We start from the raw sequence: 22,464 nt of genomic DNA on the forward strand, positions 1-22,464 counted from the left end.
CTTTCTTGCTTTTCCTTGTTTCGCTTTATTCGATTAGATTGCGGCAAAACAAGTGCATTTCAGGAACCGAAGATTTTCACCTTAGAGCATGGCGGAAAAAAGTGTGAGCGGTTTCGGGAGATATCACGTTCTATTTCCGTGAGTTGCACTCGCCTGATCTTGCCGGGTCCCGCCCAGTTTTCCAGCCCGACCGATCGAACAGGCGAGGGCTCGCTAGCAGCTTGAATATGACACGGAATGGTAGCAATGTTGCCGCGCTGACTGGGGGACGGGTCATGGGAACGATTGTTGCAGCGCATGCCTATGTGAACAACGAGGTCGCCTATCTCGCCTGGGACATCGACGCCAAGATCGACGGATGCCTCGGGTTCGAAGTCGTCCGCGTCTATCTCGACGAGCAGGGCAGCGTGTCGAATAGACCCGATGGCAGCGAGGACCGCGTGACCTGCGCGGCATGGGTCGCCTTCAAGGGACAGCGCAATCCTCACTGGCTGCCCCAAACGACGTCGCTCTGGCCGGTGCAGAAGCTCTCCTGGCGCGACCTGACGCTGCGCAAACGGCGCAACGAAATGAAAAGGCGGCCGGACGAGGTTCGCGTACGTTACGAAATCCGTCCGCTTGGCGATCTGAAGCCGGGCATGCAGGCCGCACCCGATCCGACGCCTGAGCTCGTCGAGATCAACAAGCAGGACCAAAACGGCAAGCCGATCAAGAAAAATGACGGCACCTATGAGAAGATCGCGGTCAAGGCCTATGACGGTCCTCCGCGGCCGCTCGGTTATCTCGGGCCGGCCATCTCCACCAACCCGGTCCATGTGACGCGCAAGCGCGGCCAGTTCGAATCCACCTTCACCAATGGCATTCTCGCTGCCCAATGGTTGCGAAACGTCCTGCTGGAAGACGGCGTAAAGCAGCCGAACGAGCTGATCGAGATGATTTCCAATCCGGCGAATGGCATCCGCAAATATCTTGCCGGCGATGTCATTCCGATGCTCAAGGAATTCATGAATGCATCAGGCGCCTTCCTTGTCGCCCTCTACGAGTTGGAGGATGAGGAACTGCTGGCCCTGCTGCTTGCCAACAAGGACAGGCTACGCGTCATCCTCGCCAATACCGGAAAGGTCGGGGACGCCTGGGATGTGCGCAATGCGCATGCACGCCAGGCGCTGATCGATGCAGGCGTCGAGATTCACCACCGGATGTTCAACAATTCGAGCCAGATCGGCCACAATAAATTCGTCGTGCACATACCGCCGGATGGCGCTCCGCGCAGCGTGTTCACCGGCAGCACCAACTGGACGGCCACGGGGCTTGCCGGCCAATCCAACAATGCGTTGATCGTCAGAAACGATGCGGTGGCCGCAGCCTATGTCGCCTATTGGGGGCGGATGCTGGAAGACAATGCGACGCTGGAAGCTCCCATCGAATTCGACGACGGCATGCCCGACAACCAGCAGAGCAAGGAATTCCGGCGCTCGAACGAAACGCCTTCTCTCGTCCCGTCCGACGATGGAGCTTCGGTCGAAGCGTGGTTCTCGCCGAACATGCAGAGCCGCAAAAAGGGCAAGGCAACGCCGCCCGATCTTCGTGAAGTCTACCGTCTGATGCGCCGTGCCGAGCACGCTGTGCTGTTTCTTGCCTTCTATCCCGGTCAGTCGGGCAGGGATTGCATCGTTGGCGAGGCGATCGATATCGCCCTCAAGGATCAGAAGCTGATCGTTACCGGCGCAGTTTCAAGCGCCCAGGCCATGCCCAATTACGTCGCCGGCAAGGAGAACGACCCCGACGATCCCGACGACGATGAAGAGGCTGTCTCGCCCCACACTTTCGACGAGGCCAATGTCTCGATCGTCCGGGCGTCGCGCATCGATGACCGCCAGCTGTTGGCGGATTTCGGCGCCGAGGAACTGACCGCCAAGAAGGTGGGCGCCATCATTCACGACAAGGTGCTGGTGATCGATCCTCTGTCGGACGAGTGCGTCGTCGTCCTCGGCAGCCACAATCTCGGCTTCAAAGCCTCTTATGCCAATGACGAAAACATGCTGATCGTCAAAGGCGACCGCGCGCTCGCCGAGGCCTATGCCGTCCACATCCTCGATGTCTATGATCACTATCGCTTCCGCGCCGTCGAGGCGGAATTGAAGCGCCAGGGCAAGAAGGGCCGGTCGGGTTTTCTCAACGTCGACGACAGCTGGCAGGATGGCTACGTGAACCGCACCAAGGGAGCGCTGACCCGATATTTCGCGGGTTGAAATTCAGGTGGCAGGTCAACGGCGGTGGCGCATCGCGGCTGCCGTCACCTCTCCGGCAAAGGCACGAATTCCTCCTCGTCACCCGGAACGATATCGAAGCGGCCGGTCCGCCATTCCTCCTTGGCCTTTTCGATCCGCTCCTTCGAGGAGGAAACGAAATTCCACCAGATATAGCGTTTCGAATTGAGCGCCGCACCGCCGAACAGCATCAGGTGGCAGCCATCGCTGCCGGCTTCGAGCGTGATTGGATCGCCGGGCCTGAAGACCAGCAGCTGGTCGGCGGCGAAACGGTCGCCCGAGATGACGACCTCGCCCGAGAGCACGTAGACGGCGCGCTCTTCATGCGCCGCGCCGAAGGGAAATGTCGCGCCCGGCTGCAGGCTGAGATCGACATAGAGCGTGTCGGAGAAAACTCCGACCGGCGATGTCATGCCTTCGAACGAGCCGATGACCACGCGCCCACGCACGCCTGGAGTCTCGATCAGCGGCATGTCAGACTTTTCCGTATGAGCGAAGGCGGGATCGATCTCCTCCTTGTCGTCGGGCAGCGCCAGCCAGGTCTGCAGCCCCGACATCAGCAGCGGATGGCCGCGCAGATTGTCGGGCGTGCGCTCCGAATGCACGATGCCGCGGCCTGCCGTCATCAGGTTGATATCGCCGGGACGAATGACCTTTTCGGTGCCGAGGCTGTCGCGATGGCGGATCTCGCCGTCGAAGAGATAGGTGACCGTCGACAGGCCGATATGCGGATGCGGCTTCACATCAAGCGCCTCGTCCGGCTTCAGGATCGCCGGCCCCATGCGGTCGAAGAAGATGAACGGCCCGACCAGCCGCCGCTGCCGGGTGGGCAGCGCCCGCCGCACCTGGAACCCGCCGATATCGCTGGTGCGCGGAATGATCAGGTTCTCGATCGCATCGCAGGCGAAGGCATCGCCGGGCAGGGGATCTTTACCGGGAAAGAAGGACATGACGGATCTCCGATCGCTAGCGTATCGACCACAAATAGTGCCTAAAACGCCGCGCGTCCAACATCGCCGCCTTTCAAGCCATCGATGTCGAGCGCAAGCCTAAAGGATGGCGGTGCCTTCGATGCAGCTTGTCACAGCCCCGCCAATCCAGATTTCGCCACCAACCTGTTCCACATGGACGCGGCCTGCTCGCCCTAGAACCGTGCCTTGACTGGCCACATAGGCGCGGGGCGCGATGCCGCTTCCGATCAGCCATCGGGCGAGACCGGCATTCAGGCTGCCGGTGACGGGGTCTTCAAAACCAGCAGCGGTAAAGGCACGGACTTCGAAATCGGCGTCACGCCCGTCTTCCGCAGCATGCCAAGGCGCGACGACACCGACCCGCAATCCGGATATGACACCGAAATCCGGGCGCAAGGCCAGGAGGTCCTCTCGCGAATGCAGCAGCACCGCCATCCAGCCCGGTCCGCTGTCCACCCAGTTCGCATCGACGATCGCGTCTTCCGCCAAACGCAATCCCTTGACGATCCGCGCCAGCATCTCTGGCTCGACCGGTCCGCAGCGGTTCAGACGCGGGGCGGCGAAGGAAAGCCGATCACCGTCTCGACGAATACGGATAAGACCTGCTTCGCACTCCTGCACGATCTCGCTTCCTTTCGATTTGCCGCCGGACGCCAACCATACATGACAGCTCCCCAAGGTGGGGTGCCCTGCGAATGGAAGCTCGCGGGCCGGCGTAAAAATGCGGACGCGATAGTCGGCATCCCCCGTCGTCGGTTGGAGAAGAAACGTCGTCTCGCTGAGGTTCGTCCAATTGGCGAAAGAGGCCATCTGGCGGTCTGTCAATGCGTCTGCGCCAACGACGACGGCGAGAGGGTTACCCTTCAAGGGCTGGGAGGAGAAGACATCGACCTGTTGGAATACATATTTTGAAATGTTGTGCTGCACCCGTAGTTGCCTCGCTGATCGACCTGTCATTTGCGCAACGGAGTTCGCCAGTGTTGATTTGCGTGAGTCAGAATATTCCCGTTTATATTACGTAAACCTGGTGACATCGTCGAATCTTCACGAGGCGGGAATGGAATTTGGCAGTGCATCGGCAGCCTTCGAACGCGTTTTCATCATGGGAAACGGTGGGACCGGCAAGACGTGGCTCGCCCATCGCATTGGCGAGCGGCTCCTTCGTCCCATTATTCATCTTGACGATATTCATTGGGAGCCGGGTGGCTATGGCATCGCTCGCGATAGGACGCGTAGAGACACGATGGTCAAGGCGGCGGCCGAAACGGATCGCTGGGTTATGGAAGGGGTCTATGGCGAATTGGTGAACATGGCCCTCGACCGCGTGACCGCATTGATCTGGATCGATCTGCCCGACGAGGTGTGCATCGCCAATATCAAGGAAAGGGGCATTCAGGGCGGGGGGACCCAGACGCAGTTTGTCGACCTTCTCAAGTGGGTGGCGGAGTACCGAATCCGAGCAAACAACTGGAATTCCTTCGACGCGCATGCGCGATTGTTTTCAGCATTCCCCGGTCCGAAGTGGTTGCTGTCGGATCGTGAGGCAGTGACGCGTTTGGCCGGCAGTCTGCCTGTGGACATCGAGGTTGCCAGTAGGTGAGGCAGACTTTCCGGCCACCTGTCGCGGAGCCGGTTTCAGATCGCCGTAAACCCGTTGTCGACGAACAGGTGGGCGCCGTTGACGAAGTTCGATTCGTCGCTGGCGAGATAAAGTGCCGCTCTCGCGACATCCTCTGGCTCGCCGATCCGCCCCTGCTGCGCGGCGATGGCGGCATCGGAAACATCGACCCCGAGCGCCTGGAGGTCGGCCACCTCGCGCAGGCCGTGCGGCGTGCGGATGAAGCCGGGGCAGACGGCGTTGCAGCGGATATTGCGGTCGCGGAATTCTACCGCAATCGCCCGGGCAAACATATGCACGGCGCCCTTGGTCGTGTCGTAGAGCACTTCCATCGGCGTGGCGGCGACCGCCGAGATCGACGAGGTGCAGACGATCGATCCGCCACCACTCGCAATCATCTTCGGCAGCACCGCCTTGGTCATCAGGAACATCGAGCGCACATTGACGGCGTGCAGCCAGTCCCATTCCTGAAGCGTCGTTTCCAGGAAGGGTTTGATGACGATCGTGCCGGCGTGATTGAAAAGCACGGTCACCGCGCCGTAGCGTTCCTCCACGCCTGAGACGGCGGCATTGACGGCGGTTTCATCAGAGACATCGGCCGTCCAGCATTCGGCCTCGCCGCCGGCATCACGGATCTGCTTGACGGTCTCATCAGCCGCTTCCCCGTTGCGGTCGATGATCGCGACACGCGCGCCTTCGGCCGCAAAGAGCTTCGAGGCGGCACCGCCCATGCCGGTCGCGCCGCCCGAGATAATGGCGACCTTGCCCTTCAATCTGTCCGTCATTTTTCTGTCCCCTCATGGTTCTCGAAGGGGATCATAGATCGATCGCAAGCCGATCGCCAAGCGCCTTCAAAAGGGGCTTTTGCTACTTGTTTTCGTGCATGTCGTATCCCGGAACCGCGGCACACTTCCGGGCGACATACATCAGGCCTCAGGCCCCGTCGAGAGGCTCGACGGCCTGCGGCTTGCCGGCGCGGTCGAGCCTGATCTTCTCGATGCGGTTCTCGGCGGCCGAAAGCAGCGTCTCGCAATGTTTCTTCAGCGCTTCGCCGCGCTCATAGATCTCGATGGATTCATCCAGCGCCACGTCGCCGCGTTCCAGCCGGGCGACGATGCTTTCGAGTTCGGCGACCGCCTTTTCGAAGGAAAGGCCGGATACCTCCGGCTTGGCGCTGTCAGTCATTCTCAACCCTTCATCATTCGCAGAATATGCATGCCCGCCGATTCGGCGAGGCCTTCCAAATCATAACCGCCTTCGAGCAGGCTGACGACCCGGTTCTTCGCGTGCCGGTCGGCGAGTTCGAGCACGCGCCCGGTCGCCCAGTCGAAATCCTCGCCGGTCAGGTTGATCTGCGCCAGCGGATCGCGGTGATGGGCGTCGAAGCCGGCCGAAATGATGATGAGATCCGGCCGGAAATCGTCAAGCGCCGGCAGCACGCGCGATTTGAACGCCTCGCGAAAATGGTCGCTGCCGACATTCGGCGAAAGCGGCGCATTGACGATGGTGTTGTGCTTGCCCTTCTCGTCCTTGGCGCCGGTGCCGGGATAGAGCGGCATCTGATGCGTCGAGCAGAACAGCACCGAGGCGTCGTCCCAGAAGATATCCTGCGTGCCATTGCCGTGGTGCACGTCCCAATCGACGATGGCGATGCGCTCGGCGCCATGCGTCTTCTGGGCATGGCGGGCGGCGATCGCCGCATTGTTGAAGAAGCAGAAGCCCATCGCCGTCATCTTCTCGGCATGGTGCCCCGGCGGGCGGGCGGCGACGAAGACATTGTCGGCCCGGCCGGAAAAGACGTCGTCCACCGCTGCCATCGCTCCGCCGATGCCGGTCAGCGCCGCCTGCAGGCTTTTGGGACTGGCATAGGTATCGGCTTCCAGCTGATTGATCTCACCCTCTTCCTCGGGAATCTCCCGCATCACGGCGGCAAGATGTTCCTCCGGATGCGCAAGCAGCACCGCATCTTCACTCGCCTGCGGCGCCTGCCGGCGCTCCAGCCGCTCGAAATTCGGATGTTCCAGCGCGACATTGATGGCGCGGATCCTGTCCGATCGCTCCGGATGACCGGCGGGCGTCACATGTTCCAGGAAGATCGGGTGTTCATAAAGACGGGTGCTCATGAAGACACTCTATCGGTCGCTTACGTCATGTTCCACAGCAGATGGGGCATCGCCCGATGATTTCAACAAGCGCTGTCTTCGCGCCGTCCGACCGTCCGCCGCCTTGCAATTCCTGTCATATGCGGCGTTTACTTCGCCGAACCCCGTCGCTACTGTCGCTGATGGGGAATTCTGTAGGCAGAGTTGTTGATGAGTCAGTTGAAACGCCCTGGTGTGGCGGAAATACATGTGCCGTTTCGCGATGTCGATATGACCGGCCAGATGTTTCTGGCCTCCTATATTTCCTACGCCGAGTCCGTCATTGCGAGCTTCTGGTCGTCGCGTCCCGATATCGACGACGAACCGATCTACAGCGCCACCAAGATTTCCTGCATTCTCCACCGTCCGCTGCACTATGACGAGCCGGCAATCTTCACGGCCGCCGTCGACAAGATCGGCGTCCGCTCCATCGGCTTCATCGTTTCGATCGACACCGGCGAGGAGCGCGCCGCCGAGGTGGAGATTATCTGGCAGGCCCGCGCCCAAGAGGATCAGCAGCCGGTGTCTCTGCCGGAGGAAACGCGGGATTGGCTTTATCGATTTTTGGACTAACGTCCGTCATCAGTGCGTGTGCGGCCGTTTCATCTAAGATTACCATGTGAATTCCGTTGCATTTGGGACGGTCAGAACCCATCTGAGAAACATCTATTCCAAGCTTGGGGTCAACTCCCGGACCGGCCTGGTGTCGCTGTTGATGCGTTGAATGGCGCCAAAGCAGAGCTGTTCAACCAGCCGGAGTGACTATTCCGCGGCTGTGCCCCGGAGGAGCGGTTCGCTGAGTATATTGATCTCGACATTTGGATAAACGCGCTCTTCCAGCAATGTAACGGATCCAACCCGCATTTCCTTGGGCAAAGAACCGGCGTCGAAGTTGACCGCCGGCACCGGCTCTTCGGCAAAAAACCTGAACAGTGTTATATGCGCTATGCGGGGCGGGGTTGGACGCCACTGTTCGAAGCCGATGGCCTGTGAAATGGCCGAGCGAAGCCTGCGCAATTCCGCCGGCTCCTCCGCTTTGACGAAAACAGCAGCTTGCGAAGCCGCCACCTCGTGAAAATGAATGTCAAATGGTGGGGTCTCTTCGACCAGCCTCTCGACGATCTCCGTCCAGCTTTCCCCGTTCCGCTTCCAGACCTCATCGTTTGGAATACTGAATTGGGCCGCGGCGTTGACCAGGGTGACGACCGTCATGTGCAGGCTTGTTGCCGGAACGCGTGAGAGCGGCGCGGCGCTGTCTCGCTTGATACTGTCTTGCAAGTCGCAGAGCTTTGACCGCGTCTCGCGGTCGGGAAGAAACTGCAAGTGAAACGCGCAGCAGCGCTTGAACCACAGCGTATCGATCTTCGTGTGGATCACGGCAGGCCTCTCCACCCAACACGCCACGCCGCGCTGGGAGCGTGCATCCCGATACTTGCTATCACATCGCCAAACGGTTCGCCAAGGTGACAGGCATCTGCCGGAGATCGACGATGATGTGAAGTCTTGAAACCGATCAAGAAGATTGCAGCGCCCTCCTGCCGGGTCGCCTGGCCCGGGTCGCCTGGCCCGGGTCGCCTGGCTCAGTATTCGGAACCGCTTCCGTTGTTCAGATCGTGACGTTCCGTCCCTTTCAGGGGCGGGTTGAAGATGCTGACGAGAATAAGGTCCTTGTCCTTGCCGCCCCGCAAATAGTGACGGTCATGTTGATCGAGGACGTAGATGTCGCCGACGCGGATCGGAAAGACGTACCCGTCCATATCCTCGACCTCGCCTTCGCCCTGGATGCAATAGCAGGCCTCCAGGTGGTTGCGGTACTGCAGCAGGGCTTGCGTGTTGGCGCGGACGACAGTGTGGCAGACCGTAAATCCCATCCCGTCATCGTTGGTCAGCAGGCGATGGCTTGTGCCATTGCCCCAATCGACGAAGCGCTCGGTCTGCTCCACTTGTTTCAGGCTTCTCACAAACATGTTCTCTTTCCTCTCGCGAATGACGGAGATGTTTCTGATCTCCATGATCCATTAGGCACTGGAATCCATGCTTGCTTCAAATGATCAAAATTGAGAAATCTGTTAGAATAAATTACATGTCATGTTTGAATTCGACGCATCGCGAACAAGATCTGGATGGGCTTTTACATTTCCAGAGGATGATGAATCCTGTCTGTCATGTGAGGAATTTGAACATATGCAGCTGCCGCCCCTGAATGCCTTGAGAGCCTTCGAAGCGACCGCCCGGCTCATGAGTCTGTCAAAGGCCGGAGACGAACTGCATGTGACCCATGCGGCGATCAGTCATCAGCTCAAACATCTGGAGGCGTGGTTGGGACGCAAGCTGCTGCAAAAATCCGGGCGCGGCGTTGCGCTGACCCCGGCGGGCAGCGAATATTATCTGGCCATCTCGGGCTCATTGACAGCCATCGCTCATGCAACGGGCAACATGCGCAGAGACCACAATATGCGTTCGATCACCGTCGGATGCATTCCTTCGATCGCGTCGCGCTGGCTGGTTCCGGCGCTTCCGTCTTTCCGGGACAGCGATCCCGACCTCGACGTCAGGATCGTCTATGCAAAAGCGGAAGAGCGCTTCGATGACGAAAGCCTGGATGTTCTGATTGCCATGGGAGAAGACCTGTCGGGCGGGCGTGAGAGCCGCCTGCTTTTCTCCCGCCGCAACCAGCCGGTGGCGAGCGTTCATTATCTGGCCAAGCGGAATTGGGCTGTCGGCGGCGTTCCCTTTGCAGCGGCCGACCTGCTGCACGACGAATCCGCTGATGGCTGGAGAGAATGGTTTCGAAAGACTGATATAAAGGCGCCCGTGCCGGTTCGGGGGCCGATATTTCAGGACTTCAACATTCTAGCGACGGCGGTGATCGCCGGGCATGGGGTGGCATTATGCCCGGTCGAAGTGTTTCGGCGAGAGATCGATCGCGGCGACCTCGTCGTGCTTTCTGATATCGCGACGGCAGAGACCCAGGGATATTACCTGATCACCAGTTCGTGGGCGAAAAAGCCGGTGCGTCGTTTTACCGAGTGGTTCATGCAGGAATGCCGATCCGCTGGTCCGCCGATCATTGAATAAGTGACGACAGCAGTCCGAGACAAAATACTCTGCGCTGTAACTCGGCGCCGCAGAGCGAGAGACTGTTTGAGGGGAGAGGGAGGTATTCCAGCCTGTCATGAAAGTTTCATATTGGAGCCCTTGCCGCGATCGAAATAGTAATCTACTATTTTAGTCAGGAAACAAGATTTCCTGAAACGAACGAAAGGATACTGATTGGAAACACTGTTCTCGAATGGCCTGCTCATCATCTACTTCATTCTGTTTTGTGTCGGAATCTCTGCCAATAGCCACAAGCCGGGTAGTTCTGGCGACGGCGGTGGAGATGGGGGCGACTTTTCACATGGCGGCGACTGCCACGGTGGCGCCTGTGACGATGGTGACGGAGGAGGGGGAGATGGTGGAGGTGGAGACTAGCTGAACTGAAATCGATAGTATGCCCGACCGCCTCAAGGCGGTTTTTTTGTTGCCGATTTTCCAAGCCGTAAGAGGCCGGCAATGGACCGGAACGCCAGACGTTCCGACAGCGTGGAGACGGTTTTCCGTTGGAAATTCCTCATGCGCGACGCGCGCTCTCCACATTTCGATGCCAATACCGCTTCGTGAACCGCGCCCCAATGGGCGTATGCGATACCCCGCTTGACGATCTCGCCGGGGAAGAACGGGAGGCTGTGGCCGCTCGTCTTGATGATCTCTGACCGAGAAAGCTGACGAACTGATCCATCACGCAATCGTCGATTGCCGCGCGTTCTGCGCGTGCCTTGCATCAATATCCCAGCCAGGGTAGTACTGCCTCAGATATTGGGAGAACAGATATGTCGAAATCCGACACTGCCAGCCCGTATATTTACGGTATCGACGCACTCAGATTTGTGTGCGCGCTCATGGTAACGGTGTTTCATCTCGGATTTGCTTCCTGGGCGTCGCCCTTATATCTGAGACCCTACAAAATGCCCGCGATCGAGAATGTTGCCCAACCGGGATGGGTTGGCGTCGAACTGTTCTTCGTCATATCCGGGCTCGTGATCATCAACTCCGCCGCCTCGGCCACCGCCATGTCGTTCCTGAAGGGACGGGTCCTGCGGCTGTATCCGGCGGTGTGGATCTGCGCGTCACTGACGCTGATCTTCATCGCGACGCAGGATATCAACAGGCGCGTCATCAAGAACTATCTGCGGTCGATCACGCTCTATCCGGGCGGTCCATGGATCGATGGTCAATATTGGACACTGGCCTGCGAGATATGTTTCTATGCCCTTGTCTTCATCCTGTGTGCGACCGGTCGTAGGGCGAGGATGCCTGCGCTGGCGCTCGGCCTGTCGTTGGCAAGTACCGCTTTCATCGCTCTGTTAAACGCATTTCCCGATTCTGAGATCCTGGCCATATTCACCGACACCGCCTGGCGGGCCGTTCCCTTTTATTACGGCTGCCAGTTTGCCATCGGCATCTACATCTACATCTGGCTTTTGTCTCGAACGCGGATGAGCCCAATTTCCTGGGTGGGTTTGATCTGCGCGCTGGTGACCGGGGCTACTCAGATTTACATGGCAGCCGGCAGCACCAGCGATCGCACGCTCGCCGTGGCGGGTCATTCATTCTCGCCGCTTCCGGCAATCTTGATCTGGGCGGCGGGGCTGGTCTTCATCGCGGCCAGCGTCGGCTATAGCCGGCAGATCAGTCGTCTCCCGAAAGCCTTGCTCCAATCGGTCAAAACCCTCGGCTTGATGACCTACCCGCTCTATCTCCTGCATTTCGCCATCGGCATCCAGCTTCTCGATTGGCTGACCGATCTGGGCATGACACCCCTGCCGGCACTCGGTTTGGCCGTCGCGATCGTCTGTGCAATGTCGCTCGTCGTATGCAAATGGGGAGAGCCGCCCATCCGCAGAGTTCTGCGCATGGTTTTTGATAGGCTTGCTCACCGGTCGCTGGATTTGGCCAATAATTCAATCGATGTTGAAAGCAGCCGTCAACAAGCGACAGCCGCCTTCGAGCCGAAGGCGGCTGTCGGTGCAGGTGATAGCGTGCCTACGCCTTACGCGCGCAGCGGCAGCAGGGGATAGCCGACCATGACGGCGCGGCCGAGGAGGGCTGCGACGAAGGCCTTGACCACATCGCCGGGAACGAAAGCCATCGAGCCGATGAAAGCCTTCGTGAAGCCGAGACCAGCCACCGTCGCGAGATAGGTGATGCCGAAGGCGTAGAGCACGACGACGCCGCCGGCCACGGCGGTGAGGAAGAAGCTCACCGTCTGCACCAGGCCGGACTGCCGGTCATTGACCAGCCGCTCGCTGAGATAGCCGGTGACGAAGGCGGCAAAGATCCAGCCGATCAGGAAGCCGGCGGTCGGCGAGGCGAAGATCGCCAGGCCGCCGCGGCCGCCGGAAAGCACCGGCAGGCCGATGGCGACGAGCAGGAGCACGATCATCACGGCAATGGCGCCGCGCCGGGCGCCGAGCACGACGCCGGCCATCATCACGCCGAGCGATTGCGCGGTGATCGGTACCGGAATGAAGCCGAGCGGGATCGGCGGCAGCAGGCCGAGCGCCACGATGATTGCGGCAAAGAGGGCGGTGAGAACGAGGTCGCGGGTGCTCATCATGAATTCCGTGGTTAAAATTGGTTAACTTCCATGCCGCCGAATGCCGCGCGCGTCAATCGCCGAGGCGATATTATCCGCATCCTTGAGCGTCAGAATGATCAGTGGCGCAAGCAGGCTCGCCGGCCGGGCCTTCAGCCCACGCGCCCTGTGCGCCTCGCGGATCGCCTGATAACGCGTGACGATCTCGGGCACGAAGCGCAGCACCAGCCCAAGCGCCAGGCCGATATCGTCGGCCTGTACCCAGCCGGTGCGCTCCAGCGGGCGGGCAAGCGCCGTCACCTCGTCGATAAATTCGGTGATCGACGTCGTCGCCGTCACGGTGGCGGCGAAAAGCATCAGCGCCGTCAGCCGCAGCAGCGGCACGAGCGCCTCGTGCCAGGGATTGAAGATCAGGTTGAAGAGCGCGACGACGGCGATCGTCAGGAAGATCGGCCGCAGCCGCCTGAGCGCATCCGCAAACGGCAGGCCGACCATGCGGTAGAAAACCGCCGTCAGCAGCACGGCGGTGGAAAGCACGGCGAGATTGTCGGTAATGAACAGCACGACGCTCAAGGCCGCAAGCGACAGCAGCTTTAGCCGCGGCGAAAGCCGGTGCATCACGCTGTTGCCTTCGACATAGAGCGATTGCATCAGGCGGCGATCTCCCTGTAGCGCGCGATCGCCTCAATGGCCGGCGCATCCGCGGCAAGCCGCCCTTCATGAAACAGCAGCACTCGCTCGAAATCGGCGATCAATTCCAGGTCATGGGTGATGACGATGGCGCTTTCCGGCAGCCCGGCGATAATCCCTTCGACCAGCGCCCGGTTCTTCAGGTCGAGCTGGTTGGTCGGCTCGTCGAGGATGAGAATGCCCGGTCCCGTCGCCAGCACCGAGCAGAGAGCGGCCACCTGCAGCTCGCCGCCGGAAAGCTCGTGCGCTCGGCGACCGGCGAGCGCCTCGGCGCCGAAGCGGGCAAGCACGGCTTCGACCTTCGCCTCGATCTCCGCCTTGGTGAAACCGCGCCGCTTCAGCCCGAAGGCGATGTCGTCCCTGACGATCGGCAGGATGATCTGGTTCTGCGGCGACTGGAAGATGAAGCCGACATCGGCCACAGCCGTCTTCTCGTCGGCCGTATCGCGGCCGTTGACGGTGACGCGGCCGACCGTCGGCTTGCTCAGCCCGTTGATCAGCCGCGCGAAAGTGGTCTTGCCTGAACCGTTCAGCCCGATGACGCCGATACGTTTCCCAGAAATGCCGAGCGTCAGCGGCTCCAGCGCCACCCGCGCCCCGAAACTGACCCCGGCACCTTCGAAAACAATATCCAAACCAGCCCTCACCTCCATGTGATGCCGCTTTCTATACGGAGAATCCGGGGTGATGAAAGAGCAAATCTCGCTTTCGATAGCGGGGCGAATATAGGGTGAATATCGGGTGGCTAGGAAGATTTTCCGGATTATGATGTCGCCATGACGAATCTGCTTTCCAATTCCGACGCCCGCCGTGTCTTTCTTGCCAAGCAGGGCCTCAGCGCCCCGCCGAACCGCGCCTTGACCAAAGACGGCCTGTTGCAGCTCATCCGCGAGCTGGGTTTTGTCCAGGTGGACAGCATCCAGACGGTGGAGCGTGCACATCATCAGATCCTGTTTTCCCGCAACCAGACCTACCGGCGCGAGCACCTGACTGCGCTGCTCGAAAAGGACGGCGCGCTGTTCGAGCACTGGACACATGACGCCTCCATCCTGCCGAGCACCTTCTTCGTTTATTGGAAACACAAGTTCCGCCATCAGGAAAAGGTCATCATCGAACGCTGGCGCAAATGGCGCGGCGAGGGTTTCGAGACGGCTTTCGAGGAGACCTATGAGCGCGTCGAGCGCGACGGCGCGATCCTCGCCCGCGACATCAAGGCCGACGGCCATGTCTCCGGCGGCTGGTGGAACTGGCATCCGAACAAGACCGCGCTCGAATATTTCTGGCACACCGGCAAGTTCGCCATCGCCGGCCGGTCGAACTTCCAGAAGATCTATGACCTGACGGAGCGTGTCATCCCGGCCGAATTCCGCGAGCCGGAGGTAAGCCGCGAGGAATTTATCGACTGGGCCTGCCGCAGCGCGCTCGCCCGCCTCGGATTTGCCACCCATGGCGAGATCTCAGCCTTCTGGAACCTCGTCTCGCCCGATGAAGCCAAGGCCTGGGTATCAGCCCATCGCGATGAGCTGATCGAAGTGCTGATCGAACCGGCGCTCGGCGCCAAGCCGCGCCCCTCCTGGGCTTTCGCCGATTTCCTCTCGACGCTCGACAATTACCCCGGCGCTCCGCCGCGCATCCGCGTGCTCAGCCCCTTCGACCCGATGATCCGCGACCGCAACCGCACCGAACGCCTGTTCGGCTTTTTCTACCGCATCGAGATTTTCGTGCCCGAACCGAAGCGCGAATATGGCTATTACGTCTTCCCGCTGCTCGAAGGCGACCGGCTGATCGGCCGCATCGACATGAAGGCCGATCGGAAGAAATCGACGCTCGATGTCCGGCGGCTTTGGCTGGAGCCCGGTGTGAAGGCTTCGGCGGGGCGGCTGGAGAGGCTGGAGGCGGAGCTGGACCGGGTGGCCAGGTTTGCGGGGGTGGAGAGGGTTGTTTTGCTCGACGGGTGGAGGGGGTAATCTCTTCTCCCCACCGGGGAGAAGGTGGCGGCAGCCGGATGAGGGGGCTTCACAGCACGCCGCTCATTATTGCCCTTCGCTCGCGCTCAGTGCATTCGCTCCTAGCGTCGCTCACCCCCTCATCTGTCCTTCGGACATCTTCTCCCCGCTGGGGAGAAGGGGGAAACCTCAGCAGATTTCCGTCTTGCTGATCTTGATGCCGAAACCTTCCAGGCCGACATAGTGGCGCTCGCGGCTGGTCAGCAGCTTGATCGAGCTGACGCCAAGGTCCTTGAGGATCTGGGCGCCGAGGCCGATTTCCAGCCATTCGCTGTCGCGCGTCTGGGCTTCGGCATGGGCCTCGCGGCCCTGGTTGCGGGCCTTGCGGCCATTGTCGTGGTGGCCGACGCCGACCGAGCCTTCGCGCAGATAGACGATGACGCCGCGGCCTTCCTCGGAAATCTTCTGCATGTAGAAATCGACCGGGCTGTTCTTGCCGAACAGATCCTCGGCGACATTTTCCGGATGCAGGCGCACCGGGATATCGACGCCGTCGCGAATATCGCCGAAGACGACGGCGAGATGCTGCATCGGGTCCCAGGGCAGGGAATAGGTATGGGCCTTGGCCTTGCCGAACGGCGTGTCGACATCGAAACTGGTGCCGAGTTCGATCAGCGTTTCCTTGCGCTGGCGATAGGCGATGAGATCGGCGACGGAGACGAGCTTCAGCCCGTGCTGCTCGGCGAAATCGACCACCTGCGGGCCGCGCGTGACGGTGCCGTCATCGTTGACGAGTTCGGAGATGACGCCGATCGGCGGCAGGCCGGCGAGCTTGCAGAGGTCGACGGCAGCTTCCGTATGGCCGGAGCGCATCAGCACGCCGCCCTCGCGGGAAACCAGCGGGAAGATGTGGCCTGGACGGACGAAATCGGCAGCGCCGACATTCGGGTTGGCAAGGTTGCGCACCGTCAGCGTCCGGTCGTCGGCGGAGATGCCGGTCGTCGTGCCATGCTTGAAATCGACCGAGACGGTGAAGGCCGTCGTATGGGCCGAATCGTTTTCCGCCACCATGGCGTTGAGGTTGAGGCGCCTGGCCTCCTCCTTCGGCATCGGCGCGCAGACGATGCCTGAAGTGTGGCGCACGATGAAGGCCATCTTCTCCGGCGTGGTATGGACGGCGGCAACGATCAGGTCACCTTCGTTCTCGCGGTCATTGTCGTCCATGACGACGACGATCTCGCCGGCCTCGAAGGCCCTGATGGCGTCGACGACGCGCTTCTGGTCATAAGACATGAGCGAGCACTCCTATTTCAGGCGGCCGGTCTGGCCGCGGTCGCGAAGATAATGGTCGGCGACGGCGCAGGCGACCATCGCCTCGCCGATCGGCACGGCCCGGATGCCGACGCAGGGGTCGTGCCGGCCCTTGGTGCGGATATCGACATTGTTGCCGCTGGCATCGATCGACTGGCGTTCTGTCAGGATCGAGGAGGTCGGCTTGACGGCGAAACGCGCCACCACCGGCTGTCCGGTCGAGATGCCGCCGAGAATACCGCCGGCATTGTTGGAAAGAAAGATCGGCACACCGTCATTGCCCATGCGCATTTCGTCGGCATTGTCTTCGCCGCTGGTCTCGGCAGCGGCAAAACCATTGCCGATCTCGACGCCCTTGACGGCGTTGATCGACATCAGCAGCGAAGCGATATCTTGGTCGAGCTTGGCGTAGATCGGCGCGCCGAGACCGGCCGGCACACCTTCGGCGATCACTTCGACGACCGCGCCGATCGACGAGCCGTTCTTGCGGATGCCGTCGAGATATTCCTCCCAGACCGGCACGATGGCCGCATCGGGGGAGAAGAACGGGTTCTGCCCGACTTGGTCCCAATCCCAGTTGCGGCGGTCGATCTTGTGTTTGCCGATCTGCACCAGCGCGCCGCGCACGGTGACGCCAGGCACGACGAGACGGGCGATGCCGCCGGCGGCAACCCGCGCCGCGGTCTCGCGCGCCGAGGAACGGCCGCCGCCGCGATAATCGCGAATGCCGTATTTGAGGTCATAGGTATAATCCGCATGGCCGGGGCGGTATTGCCTGGCGATCTCGCCGTAATCCTTGGAGCGCTGGTCGGTGTTTTCGATCAGCATCGAAATCGGCGTGCCGGTTGATGTCATCGTCTCGCCATCGGCATCGAGCATGACGCCGGATAGTACCTTGACCAGATCGTCCTCGCGCCGCTGCGTGACGAAGCGGGATTGCCCGGGCTTGCGCTTGTCGAGCCAGACCTGCAGATCCGCGAGCGTGAAGCGCAGCCCCGGAGGGCAGCCGTCGACGACGCAGCCGAGCGCCGGACCATGGCTTTCGCCCCAGGTGGTTACGCGGAAGAGGTGACCGAATGTATTGTGCGACATGTGTTCCCACGGTGGCGCGCCAAAGCCGGTCGCGCCATTGCTTGAAAAGGCGCGACACTCATAGGCCAAAAAACCGTCGAGGCAAAAGCCTTTCTTTGCGCCAAACCGGCAGTCGCGGGAATGCTGTTCCGGATGGAGCGCGCATCGTTACGCCACCTTCACTCCGCCAGCCGAAAGAGCCGAGGACGAGGGCGATCAGCGGACGTCGATCACGACGCCAGCCGCCATCCCGTTCCTGTCGCCTCGTTGGTGAAATCATCGAAGGAGAGCGGCCGGGAGAAGGCAAAGCCCTGCAGGATATCGCAGCCGAGATCGCGCAGCAGTTCGGCATGCGCCGCCGTCTCCACCCCTTCGGCCACTGTCTCGACGCCGAGCGAGCGGGCGATCTCGATGATCGAGCGGACCAGCGCCCGCTCCTGCGAGGCATTGACGATCGGCTGCACCAGCTGGCGGTCGATCTTCAGCCGCTTCGGCTTCAGCTTCAACAGGCTGACGATCGAGGTATGGCCGGTGCCGAAATCGTCGATCTCGATATCGATGCCGAGCGCCTTGATGCGCTCGAGGTTGTGCGAGACCACATCCTCGCTCTCGTCGAGGAAGATCGATTCCACCAGTTCGAAGGAGATCTCGCCGGGGCGGATCTGCAGATCTGTAAGCGATTCCAGCAGGCTGCCGTCATGCAGCCGCCGCGCCGAGACATTGACCGAGACCTTGGGCACGGCAATCCCCAGCGCCGTCCAGCGCATCTTGTCGCGCAACGCCGTTTCGAGCACGATCCGGTCGAGCATCTGCACCACATTGATCTCGTCGGCAATGCGCAGGAACTTGTCGGGCGCGAGCAGACCTTTGACCGGATGGTTCCAGCGCACCAGCGCCTCCACACCCGTCAGCTCCATCGTCCGGGCGCAGAATTGCGGCTGATACCAGGCGGTGAATTCGCCATTGTCGATGCCGGCGAGGATCTCGTCGGCGGTGCGCTTGGTGTTGATGATATCGGCCTGGAGATTGTGGTTGAAGAATTCGAAGCGGTTGCGGCCCATGCTCTTGGCGCGGTAGAGCGCGATATCGGCATTGATCAGCACCTTGCGTGCGTCGACATGAATGCCGTTGGCGAGCGCCACGCCGATCGACACGCCGCAGCGGCAGGAAAAACCCTGGAAATCGATCGGCTGGCGCATCTCCTCGATGATCCTGGTCGAAAGCTGCGCCATCTCCTTGTCGCCGACCTCAAGCGCGAGGATGACGAATTCGTCGCCGCCGATGCGCGCCACGATGTCGCTGCCGCGGACATTTTTGGCGAGCACCTTCGAGGCGTGCACGAGCATGGCATCGCCGGCGGCATGGCCAAGCGTGTCGTTGATGTCCTTGAAGCGGTCGAGGTCGATGTGCAGGATCGAGAATTTCTGCCGTTGCCGGCGGCCGTCATTGGTCAGTTCTTCAAGCGCGATGTCGAGCTTGCGGCGATTGGCGAGTGCGGTCAGCGGGTCGTGCAGCGAATTGTGCTCGATCCTGTTCTTGGCAAGCTCGAGCTCGATATTCTTGGCGACCGCCTCGTCCTTGGCCGCCTTCAGCCGGATCGTCATCAGCACGTCTTCGGTGGCGTCGAAGGCGATGCCCATGATCTTCATCTCGCCGGTCCCCGTCTGGTGGACCTTGCCGACCGAGCGCACGTAACGCACTGAGCCGTCGTCGACGATCACCCGGCAGACGAGGGTGTGCGTATCGCCGTTCTGCTTGAAGTGGCGTGCGCTTTCGAGCGCCAGAGCCCGATCCTCGGGATGGATGCGCGAAAGCCAGGTCTCCTCGGTCATGAAGCCGTTGCGCGGCCCAAGCCCATAGAGTTCGTGCATCCGCTCGTTCCAGATCGAGCCGCCTCGGTGGGGCCGCGCTTCCCATATGCCGCATTGATAGGAATTGAGCGCCAGGTCGAGCCGGCTCGACAGCTCGGCGAGCTGCCCCTCGCGGCTGGAAAGCTCTTCAAGCGCCAGCTCCAGCTCGGCATTCTTGACCTCGCTTGTATCCTTGGCCTTGCGCAGCATGTCGGTGGTCACCGCATCGGCGGTCACGTCCCAGACGATGCCGATCGTCTTGCTGACGCCGCCGGCATCCGTATAGAAGGCCCCGACCGAGCGCAGGTGCCGGATGCCGCCATCGGCAAGCAGGATGCGGTACTGCGCCGTGCAGGCAGTACCGGCGATGCTGCAGCTGAAGAAATGCACTTCGGCGATGTCTCGGTCCTCCGGCAGGATCGCCGCCAGCCATTCGTCGAGCGCCCGGCTTCCTTCCTGCGCCGGCTTGCCGTGCAGTGCTGCGGCGCGCGCATCCCAGAGCAGGCTGCTCGTATGATCCTGCAGCTCCCAGATGCCGATATTCGAGGATTTCAGCGCCAGATTCAGCCGCTGCGACAGTTCCTTGAGTTTCGCCTCGCGCGTCTCCAGCTCGGTGATGTTGCGATTGCGCTCGCCGAGCAGGAGTGTGGCGAAGAAGATCGGGATGATGATAATGCAGCCGGCGGCAGCGACGATCAGGCGCAACTCGGTTCGGTTTTCCGGTATCGCGTCCCAGCCGCTGTTCGGGACGACGGAGAGTTCCCACTTGCCGCCGGCAAAGCCGATCTTCTGGCGCATCGGATCCTTGTCGTCGATATCGGAAGACCCGAAGAAGGGCGCGGCTGTCACGGCCCTCGCCGGCGAGCCAATATCCCGGATGGCGATCGAAAGATGGTCGAGATGCGGATAACGTTCCCGGTTCTCGCGGTCGCGCGCCGGCATCAGCCCGGTCGCCTCGTAGAACATCTGCTGGTCGATGATGAGTTCAACCGCTCCCCAGATCCGCCGCTGGCCGTTCTCCTTGATGAAAACCGGGAAGAATATGGCAAAGGCGTCGCGGCCCTCGGCGCTGATCGGGCCATAGAAGCGGGCCGACTGATCGCCGGCTGCAGGCGTCATCGCCTGGCGTGAAAAAAGCGCTTCGCGCACGTCGCGGCCGATTCGCGGATTGCCCGATTGCGGTGGATAGACGTTGCTGACGATGAAATCGGGGGCGACGGCGATATGAATGAAGGATGGGTTCTGAATCAGCAGCCAATTGATCTGCCGCTCCATCTCCTCTCCGTTTGCTGCGCTGACGGAGATCAGATTGGTCAGGTCGCGGACGATGCTGAGGTCCATGTGGATCTCCGCCATGACCCGGGCGCGGATGAGGTTAGCCTCGCTTTCGGTGCGGATATGAAGTTCGCGCTCATAAGATGCCGTATTCGCGCGGTCGAGGCCGAAGCCGACCATGATGACGACAAGGGCGGCAAACGATGAAACCAGGAACGAGACGCGGGTATTCCTCAACACGCGCCGCAACTGCTTGTTGTCGCTCAGCCTGGATAGCAAAATGAAACCCCCATCGTCCGGGCAACTGTAGGGGGCGGGGGTTAATTTACGATTGCCCGCAGGCGATGCCAAAAATCATGGGAAGGGAAAACCGCGGTTAACGCGGCACCTTGATTATATTTAAAATCCTATTCATCAATTAGGCGGGAAAAGACATTCTTACGGGCAATTTTCGCCATATTCAGGAGGCTATGTGTGGCCAGTCATGTTCTCGTGCAGCGTTTGAAAAGGATTGTCGCCATGCGTTTCGTCGTCGCCACGCTTTTGGCAACAGCAAGTTTCCTGTCGCCGATGAGCGGTTTTGCCGAGAGCGCCGATGTCGAGGCGACGATCAAGAAGGTCGACACCGCCAATCTCGTGCTGACGCTCGATGACGGCAAAACCTATCAGGCGCCCGAGGAATTCAATTTCGATGGCCTGGAAGCCGGCGTGAAGGTGATCGTCTTCTATACCGAAGTCGACGGCAAGCGCGTCATCAACGATCTCGATATCGTCAAGTAGGAAGCCTAACCGTCGAGAGCGGCTATAAATTCCTCTTCATTCAGCTACTACATACACTATGACACGCCGGCCAATCCGACCTACTGAGCGCATGGCCGGCTATCTACGTGAACTCAAAGAGCTACTGTTGAAAGCCGGCTGCGAATATGTGCGACCGGGAAAGGGTGATCACGAAATCTGGTAAAGCCCGATTTCCAACCGCCATTTCACGGTCGATCATGGGGTAAAATCACGCCATACAGCCAATGAAATGCTGAAACAGGCGGGACTTCCGAAAGCATTTTGATTCAGATGCAATGCCTACAGCCAGACGATCGTCCGCTCGGCGGTGTCGATCCTGGCGATCTGGTCCTGCGGGATTGCGCCTTCGGCAGCGCTGCTCTTCGGCAGGTTGGAAATCGCCTGGAACAGCGTGCGGATGACGCCGCCGTGGGTGACGCAGACCGTCGGGCGATCGACGGATTGCAGCCATGAGCCGGTGCGCCAGGAGAGGATCTCGTAGCTCTCCGCGTCATTGCCGGGCGGGATGAAATCCCATTTCGAGGCGTTGCGTTCGGCCACCCGCTCGCGCTGCGTCGCCTTCAATTCCTTGATCGTCGAGCCCTCCCAGTCGCCGAAGGAAATCTCGACCAGCCTCGGATCGGTGCGATAGGCAAGCGGCGGCAGGCCCATGGCGGTGCGCATGATTTCCATCGTCGCGCGGGTGCGGCCGAGCGGGCTCGCGACGAAATCGAATTCATCGACGGTGTCGCCGAGAATCCCGGCAAGCGCGATGCCGTTCTGCCGGGCCTGTTCCAGGCCCGTGGCATTCATCGGAACGTCCTTCTGACCCTGCAGGCGGCGCTCGGCATTCCAGGCAGTCTGGCCGTGTCTGATCACGTAGATAAGCACGGTCTCGGCTCC

General features: G+C 60.8%; 22 protein-coding genes and 1 pseudogene. 9 read left to right on the forward strand and 14 right to left on the reverse strand.

The window, feature by feature from the left end; genetic code table 11:
* The first annotated feature begins 275 nt into the window (after positions 1–275).
* Positions 276–2,252, forward strand: coding sequence for a phospholipase D-like domain-containing protein (locus J3O30_RS05080; protein ID WP_207583180.1), 1,977 nt, complete (start codon positions 276–278; stop codon positions 2,250–2,252).
* Between the two features lie 44 nt (positions 2,253–2,296).
* Here J3O30_RS05080 and J3O30_RS05085 read toward each other — a convergent pair whose 3' ends face one another.
* Both J3O30_RS05085 and J3O30_RS05090 read right to left on the reverse strand, forming a co-directional pair.
* Positions 2,297–3,220 (reverse strand): pirin family protein, encoded by a 924-nt coding sequence (locus J3O30_RS05085; RefSeq protein WP_207583181.1) that lies wholly within the window; start codon positions 3,218–3,220, stop codon positions 2,297–2,299.
* Positions 3,221–3,319: 99 nt separating this feature from the next.
* Positions 3,320–4,168, reverse strand: coding sequence for a PhzF family phenazine biosynthesis protein (locus J3O30_RS05090; RefSeq protein ID WP_246762718.1), 849 nt, complete (start codon positions 4,166–4,168; stop codon positions 3,320–3,322).
* A gap of 130 nt (positions 4,169–4,298) precedes the next feature.
* Here J3O30_RS05090 and J3O30_RS05095 point away from each other — a divergent pair, with 130 nt between their 5' ends.
* The gene (locus J3O30_RS05095) at positions 4,299–4,841 is read left to right on the forward strand and encodes an AAA family ATPase (protein WP_207583183.1); all 543 of its coding nucleotides are present in this window, start codon (positions 4,299–4,301) and stop codon (positions 4,839–4,841) included.
* Positions 4,842–4,876: 35 nt separating this feature from the next.
* Here the strand turns inward: J3O30_RS05095 and J3O30_RS05100 are convergent, their stop codons facing one another.
* The 3 genes from J3O30_RS05100 to J3O30_RS05110 form a co-directional block, all read right to left on the reverse strand.
* The gene (locus tag J3O30_RS05100; RefSeq protein ID WP_207583184.1) at positions 4,877–5,644 is read right to left on the reverse strand and encodes an SDR family oxidoreductase; all 768 of its coding nucleotides are present in this window, start codon (positions 5,642–5,644) and stop codon (positions 4,877–4,879) included.
* 148 nt (positions 5,645–5,792) lie between these two features.
* Positions 5,793–6,044, reverse strand: coding sequence for an exodeoxyribonuclease VII small subunit (locus J3O30_RS05105; protein WP_047613900.1), 252 nt, complete (start codon positions 6,042–6,044; stop codon positions 5,793–5,795).
* 2 nt (positions 6,045–6,046) lie between these two features.
* On the reverse strand, positions 6,047–6,982 hold the full coding sequence (locus J3O30_RS05110) for a histone deacetylase family protein (protein WP_207583185.1): 936 nt from the start codon (positions 6,980–6,982) through the stop codon (positions 6,047–6,049).
* A 189-nt stretch (positions 6,983–7,171) separates the two neighbouring features.
* Between J3O30_RS05110 and J3O30_RS05115 the strand changes: the two genes are divergently transcribed.
* On the forward strand, positions 7,172–7,573 hold the full coding sequence (locus J3O30_RS05115; RefSeq protein ID WP_207583186.1) for an acyl-CoA thioesterase: 402 nt from the start codon (positions 7,172–7,174) through the stop codon (positions 7,571–7,573).
* Between the two features lie 46 nt (positions 7,574–7,619).
* On the forward strand, positions 7,620–7,724 hold the full coding sequence (locus J3O30_RS05120) for a LuxR C-terminal-related transcriptional regulator (protein WP_207583187.1): 105 nt from the start codon (positions 7,620–7,622) through the stop codon (positions 7,722–7,724).
* 38 nt (positions 7,725–7,762) lie between these two features.
* On the opposite strand, the gene J3O30_RS05125 is transcribed toward J3O30_RS05120, so the two are convergent.
* Both J3O30_RS05125 and J3O30_RS05130 read right to left on the reverse strand, forming a co-directional pair.
* Positions 7,763–8,377, reverse strand: coding sequence for a 2'-5' RNA ligase family protein (locus tag J3O30_RS05125; RefSeq protein WP_207583188.1), 615 nt, complete (start codon positions 8,375–8,377; stop codon positions 7,763–7,765).
* 203 nt (positions 8,378–8,580) lie between these two features.
* Complete coding sequence (locus J3O30_RS05130; RefSeq protein WP_207583189.1) at positions 8,581–8,967, reverse strand: ectoine synthase; 387 nt, start codon at positions 8,965–8,967, stop codon at positions 8,581–8,583.
* Positions 8,968–9,184: 217 nt separating this feature from the next.
* On the opposite strand from J3O30_RS05130, the gene J3O30_RS05135 reads away from it, so the two are divergent.
* Entirely contained in the window at positions 9,185–10,078 is an 894-nt protein-coding gene (locus J3O30_RS05135; protein ID WP_207583190.1) for a LysR substrate-binding domain-containing protein, read from the forward strand.
* A 794-nt stretch (positions 10,079–10,872) separates the two neighbouring features.
* Positions 10,873–12,120 (forward strand): acyltransferase, encoded by a 1,248-nt coding sequence (locus tag J3O30_RS05140; RefSeq protein ID WP_207583191.1) that lies wholly within the window; start codon positions 10,873–10,875, stop codon positions 12,118–12,120.
* Here J3O30_RS05140 and J3O30_RS05145 read toward each other — a convergent pair.
* The 3 genes from J3O30_RS05145 to J3O30_RS05155 are packed head-to-tail and all read right to left on the reverse strand — an operon-like array spanning position 12,093 to position 13,963.
* The gene (locus J3O30_RS05145) at positions 12,093–12,656 is read right to left on the reverse strand and encodes a biotin transporter BioY (protein WP_207583192.1); all 564 of its coding nucleotides are present in this window, start codon (positions 12,654–12,656) and stop codon (positions 12,093–12,095) included. The genes J3O30_RS05140 and J3O30_RS05145 overlap by 28 nt on opposite strands.
* 24 nt (positions 12,657–12,680) lie before the next feature.
* Positions 12,681–13,289 (reverse strand): energy-coupling factor transporter transmembrane protein EcfT, encoded by a 609-nt coding sequence (locus J3O30_RS05150; RefSeq protein WP_207583193.1) that lies wholly within the window; start codon positions 13,287–13,289, stop codon positions 12,681–12,683.
* Positions 13,289–13,963 carry an ABC transporter ATP-binding protein gene (locus J3O30_RS05155; RefSeq protein ID WP_207583194.1) on the reverse strand — a complete coding sequence of 225 codons (675 nt, stop codon included), beginning with the start codon at positions 13,961–13,963 and terminating at the stop codon, positions 13,289–13,291. Before J3O30_RS05155 ends, J3O30_RS05150 begins: the two co-directional genes overlap by 1 nt.
* A gap of 141 nt (positions 13,964–14,104) precedes the next feature.
* Here J3O30_RS05155 and J3O30_RS05160 point away from each other — a divergent pair, with 141 nt between their 5' ends.
* The gene (locus tag J3O30_RS05160) at positions 14,105–15,295 is read left to right on the forward strand and encodes a winged helix-turn-helix domain-containing protein (protein ID WP_207583195.1); all 1,191 of its coding nucleotides are present in this window, start codon (positions 14,105–14,107) and stop codon (positions 15,293–15,295) included.
* A 168-nt stretch (positions 15,296–15,463) separates the two neighbouring features.
* Here J3O30_RS05160 and ribB read toward each other — a convergent pair whose 3' ends face one another.
* The 3 genes from ribB to J3O30_RS05175 form a co-directional block, all read right to left on the reverse strand.
* On the reverse strand, positions 15,464–16,567 hold the full coding sequence (gene ribB, locus J3O30_RS05165; protein WP_207583196.1) for a 3,4-dihydroxy-2-butanone-4-phosphate synthase: 1,104 nt from the start codon (positions 16,565–16,567) through the stop codon (positions 15,464–15,466).
* Positions 16,568–16,579: 12 nt separating this feature from the next.
* Positions 16,580–17,677: a chorismate synthase gene (gene aroC / locus J3O30_RS05170; RefSeq protein ID WP_207583197.1), complete on the reverse strand. Its 1,098-nt coding sequence runs from the start codon at positions 17,675–17,677 to the stop codon at positions 16,580–16,582.
* A 209-nt stretch (positions 17,678–17,886) separates the two neighbouring features.
* Positions 17,887–21,060 carry an EAL domain-containing protein gene (locus J3O30_RS05175; protein ID WP_207583198.1) on the reverse strand — a complete coding sequence of 1,058 codons (3,174 nt, stop codon included), beginning with the start codon at positions 21,058–21,060 and terminating at the stop codon, positions 17,887–17,889.
* A gap of 240 nt (positions 21,061–21,300) precedes the next feature.
* On the opposite strand from J3O30_RS05175, the gene J3O30_RS05180 reads away from it, so the two are divergent.
* The gene (locus J3O30_RS05180) at positions 21,301–21,561 is read left to right on the forward strand and encodes a DUF1344 domain-containing protein (protein WP_003569889.1); all 261 of its coding nucleotides are present in this window, start codon (positions 21,301–21,303) and stop codon (positions 21,559–21,561) included.
* 91 nt (positions 21,562–21,652) lie between these two features.
* Positions 21,653–21,847, forward strand: a pseudogene (locus J3O30_RS33070) (type II toxin-antitoxin system HicA family toxin).
* A gap of 14 nt (positions 21,848–21,861) precedes the next feature.
* Here J3O30_RS33070 and J3O30_RS05185 read toward each other — a convergent pair.
* Positions 21,862–22,452 carry a histidine phosphatase family protein gene (locus tag J3O30_RS05185; RefSeq protein WP_207583199.1) on the reverse strand — a complete coding sequence of 197 codons (591 nt, stop codon included), beginning with the start codon at positions 22,450–22,452 and terminating at the stop codon, positions 21,862–21,864.
* Positions 22,453–22,464 lie beyond the last annotated feature (12 nt).

It is taken from the genome of Rhizobium sp. NZLR1, assembly GCF_017357385.1.
Classification (GTDB): domain Bacteria; phylum Pseudomonadota; class Alphaproteobacteria; order Rhizobiales; family Rhizobiaceae; genus Rhizobium.

Coding starts and splice junctions, on each gene's coding strand:
- J3O30_RS05080 (WP_207583180.1), top strand. CDS start 276: ATGGGAACGATTGTTGCAGCGCATGCCTATGTGAACAACGAGGTCGCC.
- J3O30_RS05085 (WP_207583181.1), bottom strand. CDS start 3,220: ATGTCCTTCTTTCCCGGTAAAGATCCCCTGCCCGGCGATGCCTTCGCC.
- J3O30_RS05095 (WP_207583183.1), top strand. CDS start 4,299: ATGGAATTTGGCAGTGCATCGGCAGCCTTCGAACGCGTTTTCATCATG.
- J3O30_RS05100 (WP_207583184.1), bottom strand. CDS start 5,644: ATGACGGACAGATTGAAGGGCAAGGTCGCCATTATCTCGGGCGGCGCG.
- J3O30_RS05105 (WP_047613900.1), bottom strand. CDS start 6,044: ATGACTGACAGCGCCAAGCCGGAGGTATCCGGCCTTTCCTTCGAAAAG.
- J3O30_RS05110 (WP_207583185.1), bottom strand. CDS start 6,982: ATGAGCACCCGTCTTTATGAACACCCGATCTTCCTGGAACATGTGACG.
- J3O30_RS05115 (WP_207583186.1), top strand. CDS start 7,172: ATGAGTCAGTTGAAACGCCCTGGTGTGGCGGAAATACATGTGCCGTTT.
- J3O30_RS05130 (WP_207583189.1), bottom strand. CDS start 8,967: ATGTTTGTGAGAAGCCTGAAACAAGTGGAGCAGACCGAGCGCTTCGTC.
- J3O30_RS05135 (WP_207583190.1), top strand. CDS start 9,185: ATGCAGCTGCCGCCCCTGAATGCCTTGAGAGCCTTCGAAGCGACCGCC.
- J3O30_RS05140 (WP_207583191.1), top strand. CDS start 10,873: ATGTCGAAATCCGACACTGCCAGCCCGTATATTTACGGTATCGACGCA.
- J3O30_RS05145 (WP_207583192.1), bottom strand. CDS start 12,656: ATGAGCACCCGCGACCTCGTTCTCACCGCCCTCTTTGCCGCAATCATC.
- J3O30_RS05150 (WP_207583193.1), bottom strand. CDS start 13,289: ATGCAATCGCTCTATGTCGAAGGCAACAGCGTGATGCACCGGCTTTCG.
- J3O30_RS05160 (WP_207583195.1), top strand. CDS start 14,105: ATGACGAATCTGCTTTCCAATTCCGACGCCCGCCGTGTCTTTCTTGCC.
- ribB (WP_207583196.1), bottom strand. CDS start 16,567: ATGTCTTATGACCAGAAGCGCGTCGTCGACGCCATCAGGGCCTTCGAG.
- aroC (WP_207583197.1), bottom strand. CDS start 17,677: ATGTCGCACAATACATTCGGTCACCTCTTCCGCGTAACCACCTGGGGC.
- J3O30_RS05180 (WP_003569889.1), top strand. CDS start 21,301: ATGCGTTTCGTCGTCGCCACGCTTTTGGCAACAGCAAGTTTCCTGTCG.